The 13,938-nt window shown below is 62.0% G+C and carries 14 protein-coding genes, 1 tRNA gene and 3 pseudogenes; 5 read left to right on the top strand and 13 right to left on the bottom strand.

Annotated elements, in window-relative coordinates; translation table 11 throughout:
* Window positions 1-23: 23 nt before the first annotated feature.
* Window positions 24-833, top strand: a complete 810-nt coding sequence (locus DU478_RS16845) for an ABC transporter permease (protein ID WP_114512130.1) — start codon at window positions 24-26, stop codon at window positions 831-833.
* Between the two features lie 154 nt (window positions 834-987).
* Here the strand turns inward: DU478_RS16845 and DU478_RS16840 are convergent, their stop codons facing one another.
* The 3 genes from DU478_RS16840 to dapF all read right to left on the bottom strand — a co-directional run bounded on the left by DU478_RS16840 (window position 988) and on the right by dapF (window position 3,904).
* Window positions 988-1,680: a CDP-alcohol phosphatidyltransferase family protein gene (locus DU478_RS16840; protein ID WP_114512129.1), complete on the bottom strand. Its 693-nt coding sequence runs from the start codon at window positions 1,678-1,680 to the stop codon at window positions 988-990.
* A gap of 131 nt (window positions 1,681-1,811) precedes the next feature.
* Window positions 1,812-3,068 carry a tRNA (N(6)-L-threonylcarbamoyladenosine(37)-C(2))-methylthiotransferase MtaB gene (gene mtaB, locus DU478_RS16835; protein WP_114512128.1) on the bottom strand — a complete coding sequence of 419 codons (1,257 nt, stop codon included), beginning with the start codon at window positions 3,066-3,068 and terminating at the stop codon, window positions 1,812-1,814.
* On the bottom strand, window positions 3,065-3,904 hold the full coding sequence (dapF, locus tag DU478_RS16830; protein ID WP_114512127.1) for a diaminopimelate epimerase: 840 nt from the start codon (window positions 3,902-3,904) through the stop codon (window positions 3,065-3,067). The genes mtaB and dapF overlap by 4 nt, the downstream gene beginning before the upstream one ends.
* A 130-nt stretch (window positions 3,905-4,034) precedes the next feature.
* Here dapF and DU478_RS16825 point away from each other — a divergent pair.
* Window positions 4,035-4,110: transfer RNA gene (locus DU478_RS16825), tRNA-Lys, on the top strand.
* Between the two features lie 7 nt (window positions 4,111-4,117).
* Here the strand turns inward: DU478_RS16825 and DU478_RS16820 are convergent.
* Window positions 4,118-5,005 carry a site-specific integrase gene (locus tag DU478_RS16820; RefSeq protein WP_147276373.1) on the bottom strand — a complete coding sequence of 296 codons (888 nt, stop codon included), beginning with the start codon at window positions 5,003-5,005 and terminating at the stop codon, window positions 4,118-4,120.
* Here DU478_RS16820 and DU478_RS16815 point away from each other — a divergent pair.
* Complete coding sequence (locus DU478_RS16815) at window positions 4,997-5,737, top strand: M48 family metallopeptidase (protein ID WP_114512169.1); 741 nt, start codon at window positions 4,997-4,999, stop codon at window positions 5,735-5,737. The two genes, DU478_RS16820 and DU478_RS16815, sit on opposite strands and share 9 nt — an antisense overlap.
* Window positions 5,738-5,942: 205 nt before the next feature.
* On the opposite strand, the gene DU478_RS22715 is transcribed toward DU478_RS16815, so the two are convergent.
* Entirely contained in the window at window positions 5,943-7,727 is a 1,785-nt protein-coding gene (locus DU478_RS22715) for a hypothetical protein (protein ID WP_147276372.1), read from the bottom strand.
* 172 nt (window positions 7,728-7,899) lie between these two features.
* On the opposite strand from DU478_RS22715, the gene DU478_RS22710 reads away from it, so the two are divergent.
* On the top strand, window positions 7,900-8,109 hold the full coding sequence (locus tag DU478_RS22710; protein ID WP_147276371.1) for a hypothetical protein: 210 nt from the start codon (window positions 7,900-7,902) through the stop codon (window positions 8,107-8,109).
* Between the two features lie 277 nt (window positions 8,110-8,386).
* Here the strand turns inward: DU478_RS22710 and DU478_RS23375 are convergent, their stop codons facing one another.
* The 6 genes and pseudogenes from DU478_RS23375 to DU478_RS16795 all read right to left on the bottom strand — a co-directional run.
* Entirely contained in the window at window positions 8,387-8,689 is a 303-nt protein-coding gene (locus DU478_RS23375) for a hypothetical protein (protein WP_233501384.1), read from the bottom strand.
* Window positions 8,690-9,151 carry a hypothetical protein gene (locus DU478_RS23370; RefSeq protein ID WP_233501381.1) on the bottom strand — a complete coding sequence of 154 codons (462 nt, stop codon included), beginning with the start codon at window positions 9,149-9,151 and terminating at the stop codon, window positions 8,690-8,692.
* A 278-nt stretch (window positions 9,152-9,429) separates the two neighbouring features.
* On the bottom strand, window positions 9,430-10,224 hold the full coding sequence (locus tag DU478_RS23730) for a helix-turn-helix domain-containing protein (RefSeq protein WP_407703171.1): 795 nt from the start codon (window positions 10,222-10,224) through the stop codon (window positions 9,430-9,432).
* A 369-nt stretch (window positions 10,225-10,593) separates the two neighbouring features.
* Window positions 10,594-10,761 (bottom strand): annotated as a pseudogene (locus tag DU478_RS23355) (IS481 family transposase); the annotation flags it as partial.
* A gap of 41 nt (window positions 10,762-10,802) precedes the next feature.
* A pseudogene (locus DU478_RS16800) lies at window positions 10,803-11,084 on the bottom strand (transposase); the annotation flags it as partial.
* A gap of 4 nt (window positions 11,085-11,088) precedes the next feature.
* Window positions 11,089-11,898, bottom strand: a pseudogene (locus tag DU478_RS16795) (IS30 family transposase); the annotation flags it as partial.
* Here DU478_RS16795 and DU478_RS16790 point away from each other — a divergent pair.
* Complete coding sequence (locus DU478_RS16790) at window positions 11,834-12,259, top strand: ATP-binding cassette domain-containing protein (RefSeq protein ID WP_233501379.1); 426 nt, start codon at window positions 11,834-11,836, stop codon at window positions 12,257-12,259. The pseudogene DU478_RS16795 and the gene DU478_RS16790 sit on opposite strands and share 65 nt — an antisense overlap.
* On the opposite strand, the gene DU478_RS16785 is transcribed toward DU478_RS16790, so the two are convergent.
* Together DU478_RS16785 and DU478_RS16780 are read right to left on the bottom strand one after the other, a co-directional pair.
* Window positions 12,214-12,423 (bottom strand): TOBE domain-containing protein, encoded by a 210-nt coding sequence (locus tag DU478_RS16785; RefSeq protein ID WP_114512124.1) that lies wholly within the window; start codon window positions 12,421-12,423, stop codon window positions 12,214-12,216. The two genes, DU478_RS16790 and DU478_RS16785, sit on opposite strands and share 46 nt — an antisense overlap.
* 246 nt (window positions 12,424-12,669) lie before the next feature.
* Window positions 12,670-13,917 (bottom strand): lytic murein transglycosylase, encoded by a 1,248-nt coding sequence (locus DU478_RS16780; protein WP_114512123.1) that lies wholly within the window; start codon window positions 13,915-13,917, stop codon window positions 12,670-12,672.
* Between the last annotated feature and the right edge of the window lie 21 nt (window positions 13,918-13,938).

Here is a 13,938-nt window from a genome sequence, read left to right as displayed (position 1 = left end):
ACGCGAAAACGGAGCCTTCCCCCATGTCAAATTCCGCCCCTTTCCCACCCGAGCAGCGCCGCTTCGGCCGCGTCAACTGGCTGGGGCTGTTCACGCTCGCCGAACGCGAGGTGCTGCGCTTTGCCAATGTCTGGACGCAGACGCTGCTGGCACCGCTGGTGACGGCAGGGCTGTTCCTGGTGATCTTCACCATCGCCATCGGCCCGCAGCGGGGCGAGGTGATGGGCGTGGCCTTCACCACCTTCATCGCGCCGGGCATCCTGACCATGACGGTGATCCAGAACGCATTCGCCAACACCTCGTCCTCGATCGTGATCTCCAAGGTGCAGGGCAACATCGTCGACACTCTGATGCCGCCGCTGTCGGGCGCCGAGATGGTTCTGGGCTACCTCGCGGGCGGGGTGGCGCGCGGGCTTTTCGTCGGGGTGACCATCGCGCTGGCGCTTCTGGTCTTCCTCGGGATCGTGCCGGCGCATCCGTTGCTGGCGCTCGGCTTCATCGTCATCGGCGGCGCCTTTATGTCCGGCCTCGGCATGATCGCGGGGATCTACGCCAACAAGTTCGACCAGATGGCGGCGATCACCAATTTCATCGTCACGCCGCTGGCGTTCCTGTCGGGCACCTTCTACTCGGTCGAGGCGCTGCCCGCGGGGCTGCGCGAGATCACTCATGCCAACCCGGTCTTTTACATCATCGACGGGGTGCGTTTCGGCATCATCGGCGTCAGCGACAGCCCGCCGCTGCGGTCCTTCCTTGTGTCCGGCGGCGCCACCGTGCTTGTGCTGGTCGTCGCCTGGCTGATGTTCCGCCGCGGCTACCGCCTCAAGGCGTGAAAACGGGCGGAACGCAGGCAAGACCGGGGGCCAGCCCCCGGACCCCCGGAGGTTTATGGGCAAGATGAAGGCAAGGCGCCGCGCCCGCTGCTTCATCTTGCCTTTAAACCTCCCGCCGGAGGCTCCGGCGCCTGCGAAAGTCGGTGCGGCCCGATCAGGCGCGCGGCGGCACGATCTGCTGCACGATGCCGACAGCGACAAGGTAGAGCGACGTCACGACCAGCCCCCAATGCGCCCAGCTTTGCGGATGGAAATCGACCCAGGCGGCCCAGCCGGCAAAAAAGGTCCAGGCCAGGGCGATGGGCAGCGACAGCCCGCGCCAGCGCTCGGTGCGCACCGGGTGGATGAACTTGAGCGGCAGGAACATCGCCACGGCAAGCACCGCGACAAGGCCGAGGATCACCCAGAAATTCGGCTCGAGCGCGAACATCACCAGCACCATCATGTTCCAGCAGCCGGGAAAGCCCTGGAACGAATTGTCCGTCGTCTTCATCCGGCTGTCGCAGAAATACATGGCCGAGGCGAAGGTGATGACGATGATCGCCACCCAGCCGGTCCAGCCCGGCAGCAGCCCCGACTGAAACAGAGCGAAGGCCGGGATGAAGACGTAGGTGAGGTAGTCGATGATCAGGTCCAGGAGCACCCCGTCAAAGCGCGGCGCATTGGTCTTCACGTCGTATTTGCGCGCCAGCGGCCCGTCGATGCCGTCGACCGCAAAGGCGACCACGAGCCAGAGGAACATGATCGACCATTCCTCCTGCGCCGCGGCCAGCAGGGCCAGCATTGCAAAGACCGCCCCGGTGGCGGTCAGAAGATGGACGAAAAGGGCCTTGCCGTGATCTGTCATTGATCCGTCATGGCGAATTTTCCCCGCCGTTGCAAACCGGAACAGAGCGACACGCAAGGCCCGGGCGTCGATTGTGGGGATTTTGCAAAGACCGGCCGGGCGGGGTCCGCCCCGGGCCGTCCGGCGGCGAATCACGCCAGCAGGGTCTGATCCGCGGTCCCGGCGATCCGTGCCGTCACGATGTCGCCTTCGGGCTGCGACCGGGCGAAGCGGACCTCGGTGAACTGCTCGGTCCGGCCCATGTCGGGCGCTTCCATCAGGATGCGGTGGGTGCGCCCGACCTGCGCGGCGAGGTGCCGTGTGACCTGCGCCTCTCCGGCCGCGCGCAGCCGGGCAGCGCGCGCCTTGATGGTGCCGCCGTCGACCTTGTTGGGGATTCTCGCGGCGGGCGTGCCGGGGCGTGCGCTGTAGGGAAAGACGTGCAGCCAGGTGAGGTCGCACGCCTCGACCAGCGCCAGGGAGTTCTCGAACTGCGCTTCGGTCTCGGTCGGGAAACCGGCGATGATGTCGGCGCCGAAGGTCATGTCGGGGCGCAGCCTGCGCGCCTCTTCGGCAAAGCGGATGGCGTCGTCGCGCAGGTGGCGGCGTTTCATGCGCTTGAGGATCAGGTCGTCGCCGTGCTGCAGGCTCAGGTGCAGATGCGGCATCAGGCGCGGTTCGGTGGCGATGGCGGCCATCAGGTTTTCGTCCACCTCGATGCTGTCGATCGACGAGATCCGCAGCCGCGGCAGGTCCGGCACCAGCCGCAGGATGCGCATCACCAGGTCACCCAGTCTCGGCGCCGCCGGCAGGTCGGCGCCCCAGCTCGTCAGGTCCACCCCGGTCAGCACCACCTCGTTGAAGCCGCGGTCCACCAGCCGCCTGATCTGGTCCACCACCACGCCCGCGGGCACCGAGCGCGAATTGCCGCGGCCATAGGGGATGATGCAGAAGGTGCAGCGGTGGTCGCAGCCGTTCTGCACCTGCACGTAAGCGCGGCTGCGGGTGCCGAAGCCGTCGATCAGGTGACCGGCCGTCTCGGTCACAGACATGATGTCGTCGACCATCAGCTTTTCCGTCTCGCCGATGAAATCCGCCGCCATGGTTGCCCAGGTCCCGGGCATCATCTTTTCGGTGTTGCCGATGACCGCGTCGACCTCGGTCATGGCGGTGAAGGTCTCGGGCTCGGTCTGGGCCGCGCAGCCGGTGACGATGAGCCGCGCCCCGGGGTTTTCCCGGCGCAGGCGGCGGATTTCCTGCCGTGCCTTGCGCACCGCCTCGGCGGTCACAGCGCAGGTGTTGACGACGACGGCATTGGACAGCCCCGCCTGCCCGGCAAGGTCCTGCATGGCTTGCGTCTCGTAGGCGTTCAGCCGGCAGCCCAGGGTGGTGAACTTGGGCGCGGTCATAGCTGTGCCAGCCAGTCGGCAGTGAGCGTGCCGCTGGCCACATGCATCGTCGGCCCGGTCATCCAGACACCGTCCTCGCGCCAGTCCACCGTCAGCGTGCCGCCGTCGAGGTCGATCCGCACCGACCGCCCGGTGAGGCCCCGGCGCGCCGCGGCCACGGCTGTGGCGCAGGAGCTGGAACCGGACGCCAGAGTGACGCCGACGCCACGCTCCCAGACCCGCATGCGCAGGTGATCGGAACCGATCAGGGACGCGACCTGCACATTGGTGCGCTGCGGATAGAGCGGGTGGTTTTCGTAGCGCGGACCGAACTGTTCGAGCGGGATCGCCTCGGCATCGGCGACGAAGAAGGTGCAATGCGGATTGCCCATGCCGGTGGCCACGGGCGCGCCCTCGATCGGCAGCTCCAGCGTGTCCATCGGCTCGGCCAGCGGGATCTCGGCCCAGTCGAGCTGCGGTTGCCCCATGTTGACCGAGGTCAACCCCTGCCCCGCGTCCACCGCCTCGAGCGTGCCGCGGTCGGTCGTGAGTGTCAGCCGGTCGCGGCCGGTCTCTTCCATCAGGTGCCGCGCGATGCAGCGCGTGGCATTGCCGCAGGCAGCCGAGGTCGACCCGTCGGCGTTGTAGAAAGTCAGGTGCGCATCCCCTGCCCCGGACCCGATCAGCGCAAGCTGGTCGAAGCCGATGCCGCGGTGCCGATCTGCCAGCGCGATGGCCAGCGCCGGCGTCACCTCCACCGCAGAGGCGCGCGCGTCCAGCACAACGAAGTCGTTGCCCAGCCCGTGCATCTTCATGAACGGCAGATCGCTATGTGCACCAGGTGTCATGGCGCGCATATACGCCGCGTTCGCCGGGCTTTCCAGAGGGCAAGCGACGCCCCGCGGAAGACCGCGGCGTCATCGCCGCAGAAACCATGCTTTTTGGGGTTGACCGCGATTGGCCCTCTTTCTAGATACCGCGCCTAGTGGGCCGTTAGCTCAGTTGGTAGAGCAACTGACTTTTAATCAGTGGGTCGCAGGTTCGAATCCTGCACGGCTCACCACTGATCATCAATTTTCCTTTCCCTGGTTGGGGTTGGTGTCAGAATTGACGAACCTCTTGGGAAGGTTCGCCAAATTGCGCTCGCCATTGGGGCGGGCAATCAGTTTCTCAATCGCGGAATCGGCCATGCCTTCGCGGCCAGCGGCCTCGGTATAGCGCTGCACAAGGGCCAGTGTTTTATGTCCTGTGACCGCGCCGATCTCGTGCGCTGTAGCCCCGGCCTCGGCCAGACGGCGTGCACAGGCCTTTCGCAGCCCATGGGCCGAGCACTGGGGCAGTTTCGCGTCTTCGGTCCACCGCTGCATGAGATTGCCCAGCCCACCAGCGGAGCGCATCGTGCCTTCCTGGGTGGCGAGGAAGGGACGGTTCGTCGGTAGCCGGTCCAGCACCTCGGCCAAGTCCGGGTGGATCGGCACTGACACAAGAACCCCGCCCGAGCGCTGCGTCTTCTGCCGCCGGTATTCGATCTTGTCGTTGCGAACGTTCTTCGGCCCCAGCTTCACCGCATCCACACGCGCTGCACCGGTGTAGAGCATCAGCGTCACCGCCGTATGCGCCAGCGTGCGGGGCTTGTGGACCTTGAAGAACTGCGCCAGCTCGTCCTCGTCCCAGGTGTGGAAACCGTCACCGCCCACACGGAAGGGCTTCGTAGCTCGCGCCGGGTTGTCTCCTCGCCAGTCCAGCGTGATCGCGAAATCCATCAACTGGATCAGCCGCTTGCGCAGATTGTTCGCCGCTGTGGGCGTCTCGGCCTTTTTCGCCAGGATCGTCTGCACATGCCGCCGCTGCATCAACCGCACCGGCTTGTCGCCATGCTCTTCCCGGAACTTCTCGACAATCCCGCGATAGACTTTCTGCGTGCTGGACGCGAGAGCGCGACTTGCCAAATGAAACAAATCGACAAACTCGACATCAGTTATGGCGGCGAGAGCATCAGCTTTCGCCTGGAGCGGACTGCTCGCCGAAAAACTATTGCAATTTCAGTGGGTTTTGATGGAGTTCGCGTTCTTGCGCCGGTTGATATGATTGATCAGGACGTGACTGCCCATGTCCGAAAAAAGGCACCTTGGGTAATCAAGAAGCTTGCGGACTATAGGGATTTAGCTTCCGAAACACAGCCAAAGGAATTCGTTAGCGGTGAAAGCTTCCACTATCTCGGAAGACCTTATCGTTTGCGAGTTGTTGAAGATCCGAATGCCATCGTGACACGAGTTTCGGCGCGTGGACAAACCCTCGTAGCGCCAGTTCTACCACAGCAGCACTATCTTATCCGTCGCGCGTCAATCCGTTCCGGCTTGCGCCAATGGTATGTCGAAAAGGCAAAAAGGCGGTTTCCGGAAAGGCTCAGTGCCGTAAGTTCGACGCTTGGAAATGACACCCCGCAGGTGCTGGTAGTTGAGCAATCGAAGCGCTGGGGAAGTTGTGAAAAGAGTGGGAAAATAAGGCTGAACTGGCGGCTTGTTATGGCACCTGCATCACTGATTGATTATGTCATTGCACATGAAGCCTGCCACATTCTTTTTCACGACCACTCGCATCGGTTCTGGCGCTCGCTCGAAACAATTATGCCGGACTATGAAAGTCGCATTGATCGCCTAGACAAACTCGGTCACCGGCTAATCTGGTAAGTTGCACGTTGCCAGAACGAGAGCCGGGCGCGGACGCGACCCGAGTTTCTGCTTGTCGGTTTCCGCCCGCACTAAGATCGCCACCAAATACCCGAAAGAGGCGAGTAGATCACGTTCCTGGGCCTTCAAGGGGAGCTTCATCCATCGTATGGCAAAAACGCCAACCAGGGGTGGCTTCTAGCGCCTTTTGGTGTTGCCCGCCGTGCTAAGGCATTAATATGGGTTGCTGCCCATGAAACCGCCAAGACCAATTCGAAACGCTTCGCCCATCAATTGTGTAATCCGTCGTGTCTTTTCCGGCTAAAGAAACAAGTACGCCAGCCGGTCCATCACCAGACGGCATCATTATTTGCTCCACGTTTCCTGTTTCGTCCTTCCAGAGAGCGATGGCACGAGAGGGAGGATACTTGCCGCTTTGGTTCATTCTCCTGATCAACCCCCATGACGTGAAGGTCATTACGCTACATCCCGGGTCGTCAGCGAGGCTTGATGCATAACGCGCACCCCAACGCCCAGGAAGCTGCGGACCATCCATCAACAGCGCGAACACTAGATTGGGACCAACAGAACGGATGATTTCGTGGCAAGGATCGCTTCTAGCCAAATCTTCACAAATCATTGTCACAAATGTCGAAGACTGGCGAAACCGGTGAAAATAGAGTTCGGGTGTCATGATCTTGTGGCTTTCCCACCAACAGGCCACGGCTGGATTCAGAGCACTAGCCAAAGCGTAGTCTGTCACCTGACGCGCATCCAGCCGCCATCTGTGGTGCTTTCGGCGACTTACAGCTGATATCCAAGGTTTGCCATTGGCGCCCTTTTTCTCATGACGTAGGGCTGTAAGAACATGGTTCCCCTCATGCTGGTCGCAGTTCTTGGAAGCACCAGAGATTATGAATTCCAGTTCGGGCTCAACTTCCCACGCGGCTTTGCAGATTCGGTCAAAACTATCCCAGTTAAGGGCATATTCCGGGAACATGACCGCATTTAAGGATTTCGTTTGTTTCTTGGCCTGCTTGATCAAGTCCCGTGTGATGCCTTCGAGTTTGGACGGGTCTTCAAGCCAGCTTTGCCGGAGCGAAAAATTGCCCCAAGGGCGTTGTCCGTGCTTTCCATCGTGTGGCGGCACCTCTTCAAAGTCGATACCTTGTATCTCGAACGGTGACGGTATCAGAAGGATGTCGAGCGTCGCACGGTCGTCATGGCGCAATGCTCCCACTGGTTCGGCCCACTGACATCGAACCGCTGCCCGTGGCGGCAACAATGCTAGGTTGGCCGACAAACTCCGAAGCGTGCACCCAACCTGAGCAATCCTGCTTTTCGGCAAGACGCAGACAACATCAGTGTCGATTCTTTCTGTCATGGATGCCGGGTGACGGTGCCGCCTCGTCAGCGAGCTTCCAGCGATGGTTTTTTCATCTTGTGCACCTTTGTCAGGCTGGTTCTTAGCGGCGAGAAGGTCACGCATTACATTGGCTACCTCCTCGTTATCGTCTAACGGGCGCCCCAGACCTTCCGCCGCCATGTCTGCTATCAAAAGGAGCTTGAACGCAGTTTTGCACCACTCGAGAGTTCCTGGTCCTTTCTCTTCCTGAGACAACAGCCTAGGTCGAAGACAGGAGTCTTTTTGTGATAGAAGGCGGGTCCAAATATCTTGAATTCCTGCCGATTTCCCCTCCGTGCGCCAAGCTCTGGCCAGTTCTTTGAGTTCGCTCCGCTCCGCTTGAGACAGGAAAATGGAGGCTTCGGGCTCGGGGCATGTGCTAGACGGCTCAAACCAGCCGATTGTGCCGCTTACCCGTAACAAATGCGCGACCGCGCCGAACACATCGGTTGGCAAAGCAGGCAGGACTTCCCATGTAGGTGGGGCGGGAGGATTGTCGCCAAGCTGTGGCTGCGGAAAGGTGCCATGCGGCATCACGTTGCGGAGTTCGTCGAACACAGAACGGTACTGAATGGCTTGTTCTAGTTCGAATTCCATATCCTGCACTTAAAACTCCGCCTTGAAAACGCCGCAAAAGCTCGCTAGAGCAGCGCGCAACAGTAACCACATGTCAATCTTGGATTGCAAGACTGACATGGAACCCGATGTGAATGATTGTGGTTGACTAACCGTGGCTCGAGTTGCCACAGTCGGTTGATCAAATGAAAAGGCTAAGAAAATGTCTAGCTTCTATTCGAAAGAGATGATCGAAGAGACATCTCGTGAAGCTGCTGAAGCTCTAACGCGTACTGCTGATTGGATGGCCAAGCAAACCATGCAAAATATGCTGCGCGTTAATCCCGACGCCGCAGCCGCTCATGGCGGCCAAGAACAACTTCTTGGCAAGCTCAGGAGCAGCTATCAGAATTCACTAACGCTAGCTGGGTGAGCTCTGCGGTAGCGGTAGCGCATCGTACGCGATGATGTTGAGGAGGGGCCGTAACGGCCCCTTTCTTGTTTGGGGGCATATCGTTTCCAACATCAGGGTTGGAGCGGCTCGGCCCGGTTTACGAGGTAATGGACCACCGATCGGTCCTTACTTCTAATGCCAGGAAAAGTACCTGTTTGCCACACCTCAGCATGGCAAAGGGCGCGCAACTGCCAACCCAAAACTTGGCAACACACTCAATGCGTCAGCCCCCGATCCATGTCCCGATCCCGCGCCTCTAGCTCTGTCTCAGCCACTCTTCGGCGTCCCTCGCTAAGCTCAAGCTCTCGTTCAACTTCGCGTCCAGCGCGTTGTAGGTGGCTTCTTCGCTCAGCAAGCCACGCAACGCCTGCATTGACGCGATCTGTGAGCGTATGAGCAACGTCGCGCAACCCGCGATACCATCCAACTGGGCTTGCAGCCTCTTCGTCGAGCGCGCCTCTAGCCCGCTCAATTCCTGAGCTGAGGTTTCGCAGGCCGTCACCAACCGCTCGACGCAGGCGAGCAAGTCGCGCTCCAAGGCTGTCAGGGGCGTCGTCATCTATCTCTCCTCGATCTTGATGCAGATGACCGGCGTCCCGGCCAGCGCGCAGGTCTTCAGCTCGGTCCTGGCGGGGTCCAGTGTCAGCCAGGTCTGTTCCCCCTGGTCGATCCGCGTCAGGCCGAGTTCCGTCAGCTCCGAGCGCGTCAGCAGAGACGTCCAGAACCAGCTCGCGGCCATCGTCGAGGCGATCCCCGTCACGATCAGCCCCGAGATCACCCAAGGCGAGATCGTCAGCCAGCGCCTGATCTGATCGGTCCGCGTTTCGAACAAGCTCCTGTTCTCGTTCAGGAAGCGGCGCGTATCGTTCTCGATGGTACGCCGCGCGTCGTTCGCAATTGCCGTCAAATCGGTCCTGAAGCTCTCCAGCTGGGATGCCATCGAGGCGGCGTAGTCCTGGCGTATCGTGTCCAGCTCCGCGTTCAATTTCTCGCTCAGCCGGGTCGGCTTGCCAGTCTTCATGGAAAATCTCTCCTTTCAGGCGCCAGCGTTCGCCGGTCTCGGGGTCTTGCGCGGTCAGGTAGGCCTTGCCGACTCGGGGCAGGTCAAAACCCGCATCTGCTAGGGCGTCGAGCATGCTGGCGCGATCCTCGATCAGACCCATCGAAATCTGATCGAGGATCCACGCATGCAGCTCGTCGCGGCCCTGAGCACGGGTCGGGGCCTCGATGGTGTCGCGAACCTCCTGGGCGCGCTCCAGCTCCATCGGATCGGCCCAGCCGTGGCGTTGGTTCATCAGGTCACGCAAGGAATCGAAGGCCTCCTGATAACCCGGCGGCGCGATGTTCAGGCTGCGGCCTGTGGTCAGCTCCAGGCGCGGGGTGCAGAAGTGCAGCTCTATGCGGTCCTCGTGGCTGTGACGGACCCAGAGCATGTCGTATTGCTCGCCGTCCAGCCCGGCGAAGGCCAGCTGTTCGAAGGCGTCCATCACCTCGGCTTCGCTCCAGCGTCGTCATGCCTTCTCGGGCCAACCGTGCATCCCACTCCCGGACAAAGCAGATGCCCCTCGGGACAAACACCAGGTCCGGGCGCGTTCCGCCGGATTGCCCTTCATCGGGCAAATCCGGCGCGGACGCGCACCCCTGTTCTTTTCTAAGTTCTTGTTCTCTGTTCAGGGGGCGATCCTGTCCCCCTTTGCCGGACAGGTCTGTCCCGCTTTGTGGACAGGATTGTCCCCCTTTGGCACGGCTAAGCGGGACAACCTTGTCCCCCTCCCGGCGGCGTTCGGTGGCCCGCTTCAGGGCTGCTTCGCTCGGGCGGTAGCGCGAGGATTTCCCCTTGTTGGTCCCGCGCTCCACGGTCATGTAACCCGCCGCCTCGACCTTGTTCAGCGCCCGCTTGACCGATTTGGCGTGCTTGCCGATGGCCGCGCCGATGGTCTCGAAAGACGGGCGGCTCTCGCCGGTTTCATGATCGGCATGGGCCAGCGCCAAGTAGAGCGCCACGCGCAGGGCGTTGTCGTCCAACTCGTGGTCGGTGACCATCTCCAGAAGATATTGCAGCTTGATCTTGCAGAAGGGCAGAAGCTCAGACATCGGCCCCTCCCGCGATTGCGATCACGGGCGCGATCTGGTATCCATTCCGAGCAAACTTTTCGATTTGGCCGTTGACGCGGGTGCCAACCCAGTCAGCGGCCTTTCGGTTTCTAGGTCCCCTGAAACGGTTCGCCAGAGGCCGGAAAAGCCCAATCAATTCAAGGGGCGGGGTTTTCCGGTTCGCCAGCGCAAGCCGTTGATTTCCCTCACCCCGCACAGTCCTGCACGGCTCACCACTGTTTTAAAGACTTATCAACGTGGAGCTTGAGCGCTAGGCTCACTTTAGGCTCTTGGTTTGCTAGTTTAAGTTGCCGAATGGCTACTTTGCTTCGCCGTAAAGTCCCAGGATATGTCGGACATAGTCGGGACTTAGGTGTTCAGTCCCGGAATCTGGTAGATCGGATTGACGGTGAATCTGTCTGGCTCTGAAGTCCAGATTTTGCAGATGTAGTCGTATGACGTGAGGCCGCTGAGCGTCTTCAGCCTGCAGGCAAAGTTATACGCGGCCATGAAGTCGGCGAGGTGACCACGAAGCTGGTCGTAGCTGTCTGGACTTGCCCGGCTTTTGTGGAGGGCGTTTAGCTCACTTCGCGGGCCTTTCGCTCAAAGGCGATGGGGCTCTGGAAGCCGAGCGATGAATGTCGCCTGACGGGGTTATAGAACCCGTCGATGTATCTGGCGATGGCGTTTTTAGCCTGCTGGCGGGATTGCCAGGCGATCGGCCAGATCAACTCGGACTTGATGGTCTTGAAGAACGCTTCCACCATCGCGTTGTCGTAGCAGTTCCCGCGCCCGCTCATAGAGATCAGGATACCTCTTTTTCGGAGTTCGGCCTGATAGTCGACGGAGCAGTATTGGGCGGTCTCAACCGGTCGTCGCAACACCGGCATTTTGCGCGGCAAGCAGATGGGCGTCCAGTACTTCGGCGGGGGTTTTCCATTCGAGGGCTTTGCGCGGTCTGCCGTTGAGTGCGGCGGCGACAGCCTCGAGTTCGTTGGGCCCGTGCTGGCTAAGGTCTGTGCCCTTGGGAAAGTACTGGCGCAATAGCCCATTGGTGTTCTCGTTTGTGCCACGTTGCCAAGGGCTGTGAGGATCGCAAAAGTAAACCGGCAGACCGTGTTTAATCCTCAGATCTGCATGACGCGCCATCTCAGCCCCCTGATCCCAGGCCAACGATCGGCGGAGTTGTTCGGGCAGTGTCATGATCGTGGCGACGATGGCGTCGCGCACGGCCTCAGCGCCATGTCCGGCAAGCGGAGGGCCGTTCTTCATGCGTGGTCCCTCGCCATGACCGGGCATCGGCGGGAGGTGCAGAAGCATCGTGAATCGCGTCGAGCGTTCCACCAGCGTCCCGATCGCCGATCGGTTCTGTCCCAGGATCAGGTCACCCTCCCAATGACCAGGCACGGCTCGATCGGCGGCTTCCGCTGGCCGTTCGCTGATCATGACCTCGGGCGACACGAAGGACTTTCCTCGGCCATGAACGCGCGCCCTTGGAACGCGCAGCGCCCGCCCCGTGCGCAGGCAGGCGGTCAGTTCGCGACGCAAGGCACCGCGGCCCTGGACATAGAGTGCTTGGTAGATCGCCTCATGACTGATCCGCATCGTCTTGTCCTCGGGAAAGTCGAGTTGCAGTCTGCGCGAGATCTGCTCCGGGCTCCATGCCCTGGCCCAGGAAGCGGCGCTGATCGTGATGGACGAACCGACGGCAAGCCTCGACTTCGGCAACCAGGCACAGGTTTTGGCGCAAATCGAGAGCCTCGCCCGCAGCGCCACAAGCGAGGGACGCGGCGTGATCCTGTCGACCCACGACCCGGACCAGGCCTTTGCCCTGAACGCCCGTGTCCTGCTGATGCATCGCGGCGGCGTGCTGGCCGATGGCGCTGCCTCGGAGGTCCTGACAGAGGCCAACCTTTCGACCGTCTACGGCCTGCCGGTGACCGTCGAGACCACGTCCTCGGGCCGCAGGGTCTGCCTGCCGTCCCTGCGTCAGTCGGCGCCGACCATGACGTCCGACGCCTTCACGATGGCGTAGGCGGTCTTGCCCACTTCGAGCCCCAGCTCATCGACCGAGGCATTGGTGATCATCGCGGTCACGATGGCCGCCCCGCCCAGGTCGATCTGCACGGTCGCATTGACCGCGCCCTTGTCGATCGCCACGACCGTCCCGGTCAGCTTGTTGCGTGCGCTGATTTTCATGGTATTTCCCTTGTCGCTGAAGGATTATTGCCGTCACGATATGGTCAAATGGCGCGATGTGAAAGGCGCCGTCGACCCTGATGCCTCCGTGGGTCAGCCTTGATCACCTGGCTTGGGCGTAGGCGCAGCACCCGTCGAGCCCGTATCGCAAAAGACCGAAGGCACCTGCATCCAAATTTCACGGCTGCGAACCCGCTCCGTACTCGGAGAATGGAGCATCCAACCGGCCCGCGCCCGTCGCGGCCGTCAGCGCAGTTCTGACCGCATGTCCCGTTGCGGAAAGCAGGTGGCCGCGCGGCCCTGCGCTTCCTGCCAGCGGCCGATGGAGCGGCGGGTCTTGAATCCCGCCAGACCATCGGCCCCGCCAACGTCATGGCCTTGCGCGATCAGTGCGCGCTGCATCGCTGCCACGTCCGACCTCAGAAGCCCACCGACCTGCCCCCAATCGCCCTGGAAATCGCCCATGCCGTACTGGATACGGTCGCCCACGTGGCCTACGAACAGCGCGTAAAGGTCGCTCATGTTGTAGTCCTTGAGCACGTAGAAGTTCGGTGTCACCACGAAGGCCGGACCGTAGCGGCCTGCGGGCATCAGCAGGAACCCGGTCGCCCGGCGTTCATGTGCCGGAAAAGCCTTTCCGCCGATCCGTGCGATGCCCATGGCCTCCCATTCCGAAATCGGCCGGCCCTGGTCCGGCCCTTCCAAAGCGCAGGACACCCCGGCGGGCACGGTAACCTCGAACCCCCAATCGCGGGCGCTGTCCCAGCCGTGCCGCGCCAGGTAGGTCCCGATCGAGGCGATGGTGTCGGCCTCGGACCGCCAAATGTCGGCACGGCCGTCGCCGTCGCCGTCGGCGGCATATTTCAGGAAATTCGACGGCATGAACTGCGGCTGGCCGAGCGCCCCGGCCCAGCTGCTTTTCATCGCGCCCTCGGGCGCGTGGCCGGCTTCCGCGATCTGCAAAGCGGCGATCAGCTCCTCGGTGAAATAGTCGGCGCGGGTGCTCATGAAGCCCTTGGTGCCCAGCACCTCGAAGACGTTGTGCGGGATCGCAACGCGGCCATAGCCGCTCTCGCGGCCCCAGATGGCGAGGATGATCCGGCCCGGCACGCTCGTGGACCGTTCGACTGCGGCTAGCGTGGCCGCGTGGCGCCCGGCCATCTGGCGACCTACGGTGGTGGCGCCGTCGACCGAGCCGCGGTTGAAATACTTGCCCGGCGATCCGAATTCCGCCTGACTCTGGCGGCGCTCCGTTGGGGCGGGCTGGCCGGGCGGCACGAGGTCCGGCAAATCCCAGTTGAGCCGCGCGCCGGCGAAGGCCCGGTCGAAGGTCGCGCGCTGCACGCGCGCGGCCTGCGCGCGCGGCCAGATCACCGAGTTCAGCCAGTCCTGGTATTGCGCCTCGACCTCTGCGCGGGTCTGCGCCGATGTCAGCGAAGGCACCGCACAAAAGCAGGCCAGAACCGCCAGAATACCCAGTGCCCGGAATCTCATCACCGCCCTCGCCGGTTTGAC

Origin of the sequence: Thalassococcus profundi, from assembly GCF_003344785.1 — a bacterium.
Classification (GTDB): Bacteria; Pseudomonadota; Alphaproteobacteria; order Rhodobacterales; family Rhodobacteraceae; genus Puniceibacterium; species Puniceibacterium profundi.
The sequence above is the reverse complement of the archived record's forward strand: the minus strand, read 5'-3'. Positions and strand labels throughout refer to the sequence as shown.